Source organism: Janthinobacterium sp. RA13 (assembly GCF_000745325.1).
GTDB classification, from domain to species: Bacteria; Pseudomonadota; Gammaproteobacteria; order Burkholderiales; family Burkholderiaceae_D; genus Janthinobacterium; species Janthinobacterium rivuli.
Genome location: NZ_JQNP01000001.1, coordinates 4,835,312 through 4,847,551 on the forward strand (window position 1 = coordinate 4,835,312; position 12,240 = coordinate 4,847,551).

At 64.3% G+C, this 12,240-nt stretch carries 10 protein-coding genes; 8 read left to right on the forward strand and 2 right to left on the reverse strand.

Annotation, left to right across the window (positions count from 1 at the left end):
- Positions 1-3 precede the first annotated feature (3 nt).
- From FG13_RS21380 to FG13_RS21410, 7 genes are all read left to right on the forward strand, one after another.
- Complete coding sequence (locus tag FG13_RS21380) at positions 4-1,770, forward strand: ABC transporter ATP-binding protein (protein ID WP_035824084.1); 1,767 nt, start codon at positions 4-6, stop codon at positions 1,768-1,770.
- Positions 1,764-3,536, forward strand: a complete 1,773-nt coding sequence (locus FG13_RS21385) for an ABC transporter ATP-binding protein (RefSeq protein WP_035824086.1) — start codon at positions 1,764-1,766, stop codon at positions 3,534-3,536. Before FG13_RS21380 ends, FG13_RS21385 begins: the two co-directional genes overlap by 7 nt.
- Positions 3,533-4,489, forward strand: coding sequence for an ABC transporter permease (locus tag FG13_RS21390; protein ID WP_035824088.1), 957 nt, complete (start codon positions 3,533-3,535; stop codon positions 4,487-4,489). The genes FG13_RS21385 and FG13_RS21390 overlap by 4 nt, the downstream gene beginning before the upstream one ends.
- Positions 4,486-5,436 carry an iron chelate uptake ABC transporter family permease subunit gene (locus FG13_RS21395; RefSeq protein ID WP_035824089.1) on the forward strand — a complete coding sequence of 317 codons (951 nt, stop codon included), beginning with the start codon at positions 4,486-4,488 and terminating at the stop codon, positions 5,434-5,436. The genes FG13_RS21390 and FG13_RS21395 overlap by 4 nt, the downstream gene beginning before the upstream one ends.
- The gene (locus FG13_RS21400) at positions 5,433-6,203 is read left to right on the forward strand and encodes an iron ABC transporter ATP-binding protein (protein ID WP_035824092.1); all 771 of its coding nucleotides are present in this window, start codon (positions 5,433-5,435) and stop codon (positions 6,201-6,203) included. Before FG13_RS21395 ends, FG13_RS21400 begins: the two co-directional genes overlap by 4 nt.
- A gap of 1 nt (position 6,204) precedes the next feature.
- On the forward strand, positions 6,205-7,188 hold the full coding sequence (locus tag FG13_RS21405) for a siderophore ABC transporter substrate-binding protein (protein ID WP_035824094.1): 984 nt from the start codon (positions 6,205-6,207) through the stop codon (positions 7,186-7,188).
- A 106-nt stretch (positions 7,189-7,294) separates the two neighbouring features.
- Positions 7,295-9,748, forward strand: coding sequence for a TonB-dependent receptor (locus FG13_RS21410; RefSeq protein WP_035824096.1), 2,454 nt, complete (start codon positions 7,295-7,297; stop codon positions 9,746-9,748).
- Positions 9,749-9,753: 5 nt separating this feature from the next.
- Here the strand turns inward: FG13_RS21410 and FG13_RS21415 are convergent, their stop codons facing one another.
- Together FG13_RS21415 and FG13_RS21420 are read right to left on the reverse strand one after the other, a co-directional pair.
- A complete protein-coding gene (locus FG13_RS21415; protein WP_035824099.1) occupies positions 9,754-10,590 on the reverse strand; it encodes a MipA/OmpV family protein in 837 nt (278 codons plus the stop codon).
- On the reverse strand, positions 10,587-10,979 hold the full coding sequence (locus tag FG13_RS21420) for a hypothetical protein (protein ID WP_152598824.1): 393 nt from the start codon (positions 10,977-10,979) through the stop codon (positions 10,587-10,589). Before FG13_RS21420 ends, FG13_RS21415 begins: the two co-directional genes overlap by 4 nt.
- Before the next feature lie 133 nt (positions 10,980-11,112).
- Between FG13_RS21420 and FG13_RS21425 the strand changes: the two genes are divergently transcribed.
- On the forward strand, positions 11,113-12,207 hold the full coding sequence (locus FG13_RS21425) for a type II asparaginase (protein WP_081922672.1): 1,095 nt from the start codon (positions 11,113-11,115) through the stop codon (positions 12,205-12,207).
- Positions 12,208-12,240: the final 33 nt, after the last annotated feature.

Sequence of the window (12,240 nt, forward strand, 5' to 3'; positions counted from 1 at the left end):
TCCATGAGTAGCCCAAGTCGCCAGGCCGGCCCGATCAGCCGGATACTGCAGCCCATCCGCGGGCGCCTGATCGCCACCGCCGTGCTGGCCGGTATGGGTTCCATGCTGACCCTGGTGCCGCTGGCCGGTATTGCGCACATCGCCAGCATCGCCCTGGCCCCTGCGGCCACGCAGCTTGGCATCTGGCCCACCATTCTCGCCAGCGTCGCCTGCCTGTTTGCCGGCATGGTCCTGATCTCGCTGGGCGAGCTGGCCGCACACCTGGCCGACAACCGCCTCACCCATCAATTGCGCCTGCAAGCCATGCAGCGCCTGGGGCAGGTGCCGCTGGGCTGGTTCACCAGCCGCGCCTCGGGCGAGGTCAAGCAGGCGATGCAGGACGACATCAATACCTTGCACAGCCTCACCGCCCACTTCTATACGACAACGGGGCGCGCCGTGGGCGCCATCGCCATTTCCGTCGTGTACCTGTTCGCCATGGACTGGCGCCTGGCCATCGTTTCGATATTGCCATTTCCCGGCTTTTTCCTGTTCTTCCGCCGCGCCATGAAGGCCAGCGGCGGCAATATGGAACAATTCGTCGCCGGCATGGGACGCATCAACAATGCCGTGGTGGAGTTCGTCAACGGCATTCCCGTGGTCAAGGCCTTTGGCGCCACGGGGCGTGCGCACGGCAGCTACCGCGCGGCCGTCGATGCGTTTGCCGACGCGTTCGCCGCGTTTACGCGTCCGCTGGTCGGTTCCATGGCGAATGCCAACGCGCTGATCGCGCCCGTCGCCGTGCTGGGCGTGGTGGTGCTTGCCGGTACGGCCTTCGTGGCGCTGGAATGGATGGCGCCCGTCGATATCCTGCCGTTCGCCCTCGTGGCGCCCGGCATTTCCGCACCGATGCTGCTGCTACATTACCTCACGCATGACCTCAACAACGCCACGGGCGCGGCCCAGCGCGTGCAAGCCTTGCTCGATACGCCCGTGCTGGCGCAGCCGGCGCCCGGCCAGCAGCAGTTACCCAACGGCACGGAGATCCGCATGGAGCACGTGGGCTATGCCTACGATGGCCAGAACAAGGTGCTGTCGGACATTACGCTCACTTTGCGTCCTGGCACGGTGACGGCCATCGTCGGCGCCTCCGGTTCCGGCAAGTCGACCCTGGCGCGGCTGCTGCTGCGCTTTTTCGATCCCACCGAGGGACGCATCACCCTGGGCGGCGTCGACCTGCGGCACATCGCCACGCCCGAGCTGTACCGGCGCATCGGTTTCGTGCTGCAGGAAGTGCGGCTGATCCACGCCAGCGTGCGCGAAAACATCGCGCTGGGCCGGCCATCTGCCAGTACGCATGAGATCGAAGCGGCAGCGCGCCTGGCGAACATCCACGAGCGCATTCTGGCCTTGCCGCGCGGCTACGATTCCGTGGTGGGCGAGGATGCGCAGCTGTCCGGCGGCGAGTTGCAGCGCGTGAGCATCGCCCGCGCCGTGCTGCTCGATCCGTCCGTGCTGGTGCTCGATGAGGCGACGGCCGCGGCGGACGCGGAAAACGAAGTGGCGATCCAGGACGCCCTGTCGCGCTTTGCTCAGGGCCGCACCCTGCTCGTGATCGCGCACCGGCTCGACACGGTCATGCATGCCGACAACATCGTCGTGGTCGAGAACGGCGCCATCGTCGAGCAGGGCAGCCATGCCGGCTTGCTCGCCCACCAGGGCCGCTATGCGCAACTATGGGCGCTGGGCGGCTATCAAGATTCCCAGGAAGATGCGGTGTTGCCATGCTGAAAACGTTGATTCAACTGCTGGGCGATGATGCGCCCGTGTTCCGCCGCTATTGCGCCATGGCGCTCGCGTATGGCGTGCTCAGCGGGCTGACGATCACGGCGCTGGTGCTGGCCCTGGGCCGCTTGCTGTCTGGCGACCTGGACGGCGCGGCCCTGTGGCTGCTGGTGCTGCTGGCCGGGCTGGTCGCCTGCTGGGCCTGGCGGCGCCAGGTGGAAAAAGCGGGCGTGCGCGTGGGCGTGACGGTCTTGCAAGGGGCGCGCCAGCGCTTGGGCGACCACGTGGCGCGCCTGCCCGTCGGCTGGTTCACGCCGGACAACACGGCAAAACTCGGTCACGTCATTACGCAAGGCATGATGAATGTGGCGCAACTGCCGGCCCACGTACTGACGCCCGTGATCTGCGGCGCCGTCACGCCCGTCGTGATGCTCGCCGCGCTGTTCGCGCTGCACTGGCAGCTGGGTCTCATCGCGTTGCTGGCGCTGCCTCTGCTGGCTGGCGCCTTGCGGCTAACGGCGCACCTGGGCCAGCGCGCCGACGATGCCTATCACCACCACTTTGCCCAGACCAGCCAGCGCCTGGTCGAGTTTGCGCAAGCGCAATCGGTGCTGCGTGCATTTAATGGCGAAAATGCGGATGGTGGCACGCGTTTCCTCAAGCAAGCCATCGACGCGCAGCGCCACTCAGGCACGCGGCTGATCTATCTTTCCGCGCTGTCTTCCGTGCTCAACGCCTGGACCGTGCAAGCCATCTTCGCCGTCTTGCTCGCCATTGCCGCGCTGTGGCTGCAGGGTTTGCTGGGGGCGGCATCGGCTGCGGGTGACGCTATTTCTGTCATCGTGGCCTTGCTGCTGGTGGTGCGCTTTGTCGACCCGCTGCAGGAAGTGGCCAGCTATGGCGAAGTGCTGCGCGGCGCGCGCGTTCCGCTCGATGCGGCGCGCGAGATGTTCGCCGTGCAGCCCCTGCCGGAAGCACACGAGCCGCAGGCGCCGCGCGATGCTTCGGTCGAATTGCGTGGCGCGTACTTCCGCTATGCACCGGACCAGGCCGACGTCTTGACGGACATCAACCTGAAGATTGCGCCGGGCAGCATGACGGCGCTGATCGGCGCTTCCGGCTCCGGCAAGACGACCCTGGTACGCTTGATCGCGCGCTTCTTCGACGCCAGTGCGGGCACGGTGCTGGTGGGTGGCGTCGATGTGCGCGACATGTCCAGCGAGCAATTGGCCGGCCAGATCAGCCAGATATTCCAGGACAGTTATCTGTTCCAGGGCAGCATCGGCGACAACATCCGCATCGGCAAGCCGGACGCGACCGAGGCCGATGTGCTGGACGCGGCGCGCCATGCGGGCGTGGCCGAGATCATCGCCCGCTTGCCGCAGGGACTCGATACCCTGGTCGGCGAGGGAGGCGCGCGCCTGTCCGGCGGCGAACGCCAGCGCATCGCGATTGCCCGCGCGCTGGTCAAGGATGCACCGATTCTGCTGGTCGATGAAGCGACGGCCGCGCTCGACGCGGAAAACCAGGCCGCCATCGCCGAAGCGCTGGCGCGGCTGCGCGGCAAGCGCACGGTGATCGTTATCGCGCACCAGTTGTCGACGGTGGCCATGGCTGACCAGATCGTCGTGCTCGATGGCGGCACCCTGGGCGAGCAGGGCGCGCCAGCCACTTTGCGCGCGCAGGGCGGGCTGTATGCCCACTTCCTGGCCCAGCGCCAGGCGGCCAAGGGCTGGCGCATCGCCGCGCCTGCGCCGGAGTCTGACATTTGACACGCGTGCGTTTGTATTTGGTCTTCTTCCTGCTGTGCTGCGCTTCGCTGCTGGTGGGCGCCAGGCAGATGGAGTGGGCACAGCTGTTGTCATCGTCCGGCGCGCTGTCTGCCGATGCTTGGCTGACCCTCACGGCCAGCCGGCTGCCGCGTCTGGCGGCGCTGGTGCTGACGGGCGTGGGCCTGTCCGTGTGCGGCGTCATCCTGCAGCACATCGTGCGCAACAAATTCGTCGAGCCGGCCACCTCGGGCGGCCTCGACGCGGCCAAGCTGGGTATCTTCGTGGCGCTGACCGTGGCGCCAGCGGCGGGCACGGCGGGCAAGATGGCCTTCGCGCTGGCCTTCTGCCTTGCCGCCAGCGTACTGTACGTGGCCCTGATCCGCCGCATCCGTTTCAAGAACACGATACTCGTCCCCGTGATCGGCCTCGTGTATGGCGGCGTGCTCAGCGCCGTGGCCGAGTTTTATGCCTACCGCAACAATATCCTGCAAAACATGCAGGGCTGGCTGCTTGGCGATTTTTCGCGCATCGTGCAGGGCAACTATGAACTCATTTATCTGATCCTGCCCATCGTTGCCCTCACGTATGTGTACGCGCAGCGTTTTACCGTGCTGGGCATGGGCGAGGGCATGGCGACCAGCCTGGGCCTGAACTATGCGGGCACGGTGGCGCTGGGCCTGATGCTGGTGGCCGTCACGGTGGCGGCCACGGTGATCACGGTGGGGGCGATCCCGTTCGTCGGGCTGGCCATCCCGAATCTGGTGGCCTTGCGCTATGGCGACAGGCTGGAGCGCACTCTGCCCATCGTCGCCCTGTGCGGTGCGTCGCTGCTGCTGGCCTGCGACATCGCCGGGCGCTTGCTGATCTACCCGTTCGAGGTGCCGATCGGCCTGACGGCGGGCGGCGTGGGCGGCCTGCTGTTCCTCGTCCTGATCATCCGGGGGCGGCGATGAAGCGGCTATTCAAGCAGCGGACGCTGTGGCTGGCCGTGCTTGCTTTGGCCGTGGTGTTTCTCTTCCTCGGCGCCAATCTCGACTTCGATTACATCATCCCCAAGCGCCTCTCTCGCCTGGCCGCCATCGCCATCGGCGGCGTCTGCGTGGCCGTGTCCTCGATCGTGTTCCAGACCATCGCCGGCAACCGGATTTTGACGCCGGCCGTCATGGGTTACGAAGCCGTATACCTGTTGCTGCAATCGCTGCTGATCCTCGCGATGGGCATGCACAGCGTGGTGCTGCTGGGACAGAACGGCAATTTTGTGCTGTCGATCGCGCTGATGCTCGCGTATTCCTGGGCCATCCACTATTGGTTGTTTCGTGATGGCAAGAACAACGTGTATTTTTTGCTGCTGCTGGGTTTTGTCCTGACGATGGTGATCGGCACGTTCACCCAGTTCATCCAGCTGCGTATCAGTCCCGGCGAATTTGCCATCCTGCAAGGTTTCAGCCAGGCCTCGTTCAACAAGGCGCAGCCCGCACAATTGCTGACCTCGGCCCTGCTGGCGGGCGCTGCCTGTGTGGCTGTGCTGAAAACCTTGCCGGCGCTCGACGTGCTGGCGCTGGGGCGCGAACAGGCGATCTCGCTCGGTATCGATTACCGGCGCATGGTGCGGCTGCAGCTGGCCCTGATCGCCGTGCTGGTGGCCGTGTCGACGAGCTTGCTGGGCCCCACAGCCTTCATGGGCATCTTCGTGGCGAACACGACCTATGCCCTGGCCCGCACGGCGCGCCATCGCGCCACCTTGCCGCTGGGTTGCGCCATCGCCATCGCCATTTTTTTGCTCGCCCAGTTGCTGGTCGAGCACGTTTTCAATTACCGGACCACGGTTGGCATCCTCGTCAACCTCGTATGTGGCGCGTATTTCCTCGCGCTCATGGTTCGCACCCGAGGCACCGCATGATTCACGTCAACCAGATTGAAAAAAGCTACGGAGAAAAGCGCGTGCTGGCCCATGTCAGCGCGCAGTTTCCCAAGGGCAAAGTGACGTCTCTGATCGGTCCGAATGGCGCCGGCAAGACGACCTTGCTGATGCTCATCGCGCGCCTGCAGGAAGCGAATGGCGGAGAGATCACGATAGACGGGCGCAGCATCGCGGCCATCAAGATCCAGGACTATGCAAGACGGGTGGCCACCCTGCGCCAGTCGCCCGATTTTCATTTGCGCCTGACGGTGGAAGAGCTGGTCGCCTTCGGCCGCTTCCCCTACAGCCGAGGTAGCTTGACGGCGCACGACCGGCAAGCCATCGATGACGCCATCGCCTTTCTGTCGCTGGAAAAATTGCGCGCCAGCTACGTCGATGAACTGAGCGGCGGCCAGCGCCAGATGGCCTTCCTGGCCATGACGATCGCCCAGCAAACGGATATTCTGCTGCTCGACGAGCCGCTCAACAACCTCGACATGAAGCACGCCGTGCAGATCATGCGCGCGCTGCGCCGCCTGTGCGACGAGCAGGGCCGCACCGTAATCCTGGTGATCCACGACATCAATTTCGCCGCCAATTATTCCGACCACATCGTCGCCATGCAGGGCGGCGCCGTGCGCTTTGCTGGCCCCGCGCACGAGGTCGTCACCGAGGCACGCTTGCGCGCGCTGTACGACATCGATTTTCACATCGTGCGCAATGAACGCGGCTGCGTCTGCAATTACTTTACCCCCACAGGAGCTTGAGATGATCTGGAACAAATCCCGCTGCGCGCTGGCCGTGCTGCTCGCCGCCATGGCCGTCCTGCAAGGCTGCACCGACAAGGCGTCCACGGCACCGCCAGCGCCTGCCGCTTCCGCGTCGGAGCAGGCATTTACTCCCATCACCATTGAGCACAAGCTGGGCACGACGGTGATCCAACAGCGTCCGCAGAGGGTGGCCGTGCTCGACATGAACGAAGTCGATTTCCTCGACCAGCTGGGCGTGCCCGTGGCCGGCATGGTGAAGGATTATGTGCCGCATTTCCTCACGCGCTACAAGGACGACGCGAACATCCGCGACCTGGGCGCCATCGTGCAGCCGAACCTGGAACACATCCACGCGCTCCAGCCCGATCTGATACTGATGACGTCGATCCAGGCCAACCATTACAAGGAATTGAGCCAGATCGCGCCCACCCTGCATTTCGATGTGGATTACCAGAACAGCGAAAGCCAGCACATCGATGTGGTCAAGCAGCACTTGCTGACCCTGGGCCGCATCTTCGGAAAGGAAGACCTCGCCAACCGGAAAGCCGCCGAGCTTGACGCCAAGGTGGCGGACGCGCGCAAAATGACGCAGGACCGTCCCGAGAAAGCACTGATCGTGCTGCACAATAATGGCGCCTTCAGCTCCTTTGGCGTGCGGTCGCGCTACGGGTTCGTCTTCGATGCGCTGGGCGTGAAACCGGCCAGCACGGCCATCGAAGCGGGCTTGCATGGGCAACCGATTTCCAGCGAATTCATCCAGCAAGCCAACCCCGACATCATCTATGTGGTCGACCGGACGGCCGTGATGGAACACCGTCCCGTCATGACGGCCGAGCAGATGGCCAATCCGCTGCTGCGCCAGACCAATGCCTGGAAGAACGGCCGCGTGGTCTTCGTCGATGCGGACACCTGGTACATCACGGCGGCCAGCGTGACGTCGCTGAAGCGGGTGATCGACGACGTGCTCAGGGGCTATCAATAATCTAAGTTATTTTTGTAATGATTCGTATTTGCATTGAGGGTTTTGCCTTTTCGTTCGGGAGATAGGGTGAGAACAAGCAATCATCCCCTCTGAAAGGATTTACCGTATGACACACCGCATGGCAACGCGCCACCTTCCCGCCTTGAACCTGAGCCGCATCGCCAACGCCGTGCAACTGGCGCTCGTCACGGGCTTGACCGTGGGGGCGCTGGGCGTGGCGGCTCCGCCGGCCTACGCGCAAGCGGGGGCGGGGCAGGCCCGGCAAGCGTTCAGCGTGCCGGCCGGTGCGCTGGGTCTGGCGCTCAATACCTTTGCCGCCGAGGCGGGCGTGGAATTGACGGTCGAGGCTAGTCTGCTGCAAGGCAAGAGCAGCGCCGGCTTGTCCGGCAGTTACAGCGTGCCCGAAGGCTTTTATGAATTGCTGCGCGGCCACGGCTTGCAGGCCGTACGCGAAGGCAATGGCAGCTATACGGTGCGCCGCGAAGCGGTGCATGGCGCAGCCGCCGAGGCCGCCGCGACCATGCCGGCCGTGACGGTGTGGGGCAAGGGCAACGCGGTGACGGATGCCTATGCAGGCGGCCAAGTGGCGTCCGGCGGCCGCGTGGGATTCCTGGGCGACAAGAATTTCATGGAAACCCCGTTCAACACCATCAGCTATACGGATAAATTCATCGAAGACCGCCAGGCGCGCGACATCACCGATGTGATTTCCGCCACCGATCCCACCGTCTTCAGCAGCGGCATGACGGGCATCATCGGCGAGAACTATTCGATACGGGGCTTCAGCTCGAATATCGGCGACGTCGCGTTTGGCGGCCTGTACGGCATCTCGCCGTATTACCGCACCTCGCCTGAAATGTTCGAGCGCATCGAGGTGCTGAAAGGGCCATCGGCCTTGCTCAATGGCATGCCACCGGGCGGCTCGGTAGGCGGCAGCATCAACCTCGTGCCCAAGCGCGCGGGTGACGTGCCGCTGGCGCGCGTGACGGCATCGTATATGTCGGATGCGCAGTTCGGTGGGCATATTGATCTGGGTCAGCGCTTTGGCGAGCATAAACAGTTCGGCATCCGCGTCAACGGCGTCTACCGCGATGGCGACGGCGCCATCGACCACCAGAAAAAGAAGACCCGGCTCGTCTCCGTGGGCCTGGACTGGCGTGGCAACGGCGCGCGCCTGTCCGCCGACCTGTACCACAGCGAGGACCGTGCCGATGGCTTGAACCGGGGCGTCAACCTGGCGCCCGGCTTGCCCGTGCCGCGTCCGCCGAAAGCGGAAACCTTACTCAATCCCAGCTGGGCGTTTTACGACACCAAGGACAAGGGCGCCATGCTGCGTGGCGAGCTGGACGTCAATGAGCAAGTGATGGCGTATGCGGCCGTGGGCGCCAGCCGGGCCGACTACCAGTCGACGGGCGCCTACCTGATCCAGGTGTTCAACACGGCAGGCGACTACCGCACCAATCTTGCCGACCTGGGTTTTGACGTGGAAAAGCAGTCGGCGGAAATTGGTTTGCGGGGCAAGCTGCGCACGGGCGACATCGGCCATCAATGGGCCGTCAACGCCACGTATTACCACCACACGGACAAGCAGTACGGACGCCGCAATACCCTGGCGAAAGACTGGATCACGAATATCTATAACCCCGTCTGGGGACCGGCGACGCGCTTCGAGGCGCCGCAAATTTCCAAGGCGGAATTGCGCCTGGCCAGCGTCGGCCTGGTCGACACGCTGTCCTTTGCGCAAGACACCGTGCAGTTGACGGCGGGTCTGCGCCGCCAGGAAGTGCTCAGCGATAACTTCAACATCAAGACGGGCGCGCGCACCTCGCGCTATGACGAAGGCGCCACCACGCCGGCCTTCGCCCTGCTGGTCAAGGCCAGCAAGACTATCTCTCTGTATGGCAATTACATCGAAGGCTTGAGCCAGGGCGCCACGGCGCCGCTGACGGCGGCCAACTCGGGCGAGGTCTTTGCGCCCTACAAGTCGAAACAGGCGGAGCTTGGCGTCAAGGTCGACCTGGGCGAGTTCGCGCATACGGTCAGCCTGTATGAAATCAAGCGGCCCGGCAGCTATGTCGACCCGGTCAGCAATCTCTTTTCCTTCGGTGGCGAACAGCGCAACCGTGGCGTCGACTGGGGCTTCTTCGGTTCGCCCCTGCGCGATGTGCGCCTGATGGGCGGCGTGGCGTATGTCGACCCCGTCTTGAGCAAGACCGTGGGCGGCAGCAACCAGGGCAAGCAGGCAACGGGCGTGCCCAAGCTGCAAGCCAAGCTCGGCGTCGAGTGGGATACACCCGCCATCCCCGGCGTGACCCTGACGGCGAATGCAACGGCGGCATCGAAGCAATACATCAATGCCGACAATTCGATGTCCGTGCCGGGCCGCACCGTGTTTGACCTGGGCGCCCGCTATGCGACGCAGGCGGCGGGCCGGCCCCTGACCGTGCGCGCCAGCGTGACGAACGTCGGCAACCGGGCGTACTGGGCGCTACCGCAATGGACCAGCCTGGGCCTGGGCGCGCCGCGCACTTTCATGCTGTCGGCCACGACGGAGTTTTAATCCGGCTAGTCGTCTGGACCCCGCGCCAGACTGTCCGAGCGGCGCCACGTCCACATCAGGCCGATGCCGGCCGAGGTGCCGCTGTTCTGGCGCAGCAGGGGGCTGGCGCGGTTGGCGGCGCCTGAGTAGTTGTCGTAGCGCAAAAAAGCAAAGGCGCGCCAGTCCCGCTGCAGCCGGTACGAACCGCCGAGGCCCAGGCGCGTGAGCATCAGCCCGCTTTTTGCCGCATAAGCGGGGCGCTGACTGGTGGCAAACGCGGGGTTGACGCCATACAAGTAATCGTTGATGGCGGCATTGCCCAGCACGGCGCCCAGGCTGGCATCGACGTGCCATGCCTGGCCGTCATCGTTCAGACGGTAGAGCAGGCGCGGCTCGAAGGTGGTGCCCTGGCGGCGCAGGCCGCCGCGCGCTTCGATGACGGCGCGCAAGGGCAGTTCCAGTCCCAAACGGCTGTGCTGGGTCGGCTCGGCCAGCTTGATTTTCAGGCGCGGGCCAAATTCCACCAGCGTACCCAGGTCTGGCATACCGCGCCGGGCCGGCACGTCGCTGGAGCGGGCCGGCAAGGACAGGGCAAAACCGATATCGAAGTCGAGGCGGTCTGTGTTGAACAGGCGCGCGCCCACGCCGGAGCGGTCTGCGCGCAACACTTTCCCGCGATAAATCAGATAGGGCAGGGCCAGGCTGCGCGTCGAGCGCTCGCTGGCGCCCGGATAGGCGGGCGTGACTGCCGTGCCGCCAAACATGCCCGCTTCCCATAAGGGCAGCGGTGCTTCGGCGGCGCGCGCCGGCGCCAAGGCGGCGAAGAGGGCCGATGCTGTCAGCCAGGTGCGTGCGATATTCATCGAGGAACTCCGCAGGGTTTGCCGGCCTGTAGCGATTCCAGCGCTTTGTCGCTGAGCGCGCTCGATTGACCGCTTTTCTTTGCCAGCGCGATGGCCTGGCGGAAATGGAATTCGGCCGCATCGTCGCGGCAGGCTGCGCTGGCGGCCCGTCCCGCCTCGTGGTGCAGCCGCGCCTGCCAAGCGGGATCGCCATGGCCCAGTTCGACATTCCCGACGGCGTCCGTGTAGTTGCGCATGGCTAGCGCCCAGTCGCCCCGGCCGGCTGCCTCGCGTCCGAACTGTTCCTGTTGCGCCGCCGTGCGCAGTTCGATTTGCGTGGAGCAGGCGCTCAGTGCCATCAAGACAAGCGGCAGGACGAGGCTGGCGCGGAACGGGAACAGTGTGGACATGGCGCCACTGTAGCGCATGGGAAGGCGCGCACGTTTGCCCGATACGCATGAATTCGGGATTTTCCCCGGCATGGATGACATATAATTTGCACACGACTTTGTTATTTTTGACAGTACACTTCACGGGAGCACCATGTTTTCACGCAAATTCCATTCTTGTGCACAGCTGATGCTGGCAACCATGCTGATGGGCTTTATCGCCGCCTCCCCCGCGCGCGCGCAGCAGGCAGCCGTCAAATTGCCGAATGTAGTGATTCTGGCCACAGGCGGCACCATCGCCGGCAGCGGCGCCGACAGTACCACCACCGTCGGCTACACCTCGGCCACCGTGGGTGTCGAGCGCCTGATCGCGGCCGTGCCGGAATTGAAAAAAGTGGCAAACGTAAAAGGCGAGCAAGTATTCCAGATCGCCAGCGAAAGCATGGGCAATAGCCACTGGCTGGCCCTGGCCAAGCGCATCAATGTGCTGCTGGCCTCGAACGAGGTCGATGGCGTGGTCGTGACGCACGGCACCGACACCATCGAGGAAACGGCGTATTTCCTGAACCTGACCGTGAAAAGCCATAAACCGGTGGTCGTGGTGGGCGCCATGCGTCCATCGACGGCCATTTCGGCCGACGGCCCGATCAACCTGTACAACGCCGTGATGCTGGCAGGCAGCAAGGAAGCCGTGGGCAAGGGCGTGCTGGTGGCCTTGAACGACCAGATCAACGCCGCGCGCGAAGTGACCAAAACCAACACTTCGACGACCGACACCTTCAAGTCCCCGGAACTGGGCATGCTTGGCTACATCCAGGGCAGCAAGGCCTTCTTCTACCGCCAGTCGACGCGCAAGCACACCCTGGAATCGGAATTTGACATCAGCAAGCTCGATGCCTTGCCGCAAGTGGACATCGTTTACGGCTACGCCAACATGAACCGTGTCGGCATGGACGCCTTCATCGCCGCTGGCGCCAAGGGCATCATCCACGCTGGCGTGGGCGATGGCAGCGTGGCCGCGCAAATGAAGCCGGCCCTGGTGGAAGCGCGCCAGAAGGGCGTGCTGATCGTGCGTTCGAGCCGTGTCGGCCAGGGCATCGTGGCGCGCAATGGCGAAGCCAACGACGATGAACTCGACAGTGTCGTGTCCGACACCCTGAACCCGCAAAAAGCCCGCATTCTGCTGATGCTGGCCCTGACCAAAACAAATAGCACGCAAGAAATCCAGCGTATTTTCTACACGTATTGATCCTTGTCATGCCGGGCCAGCCTTATTGGCTGA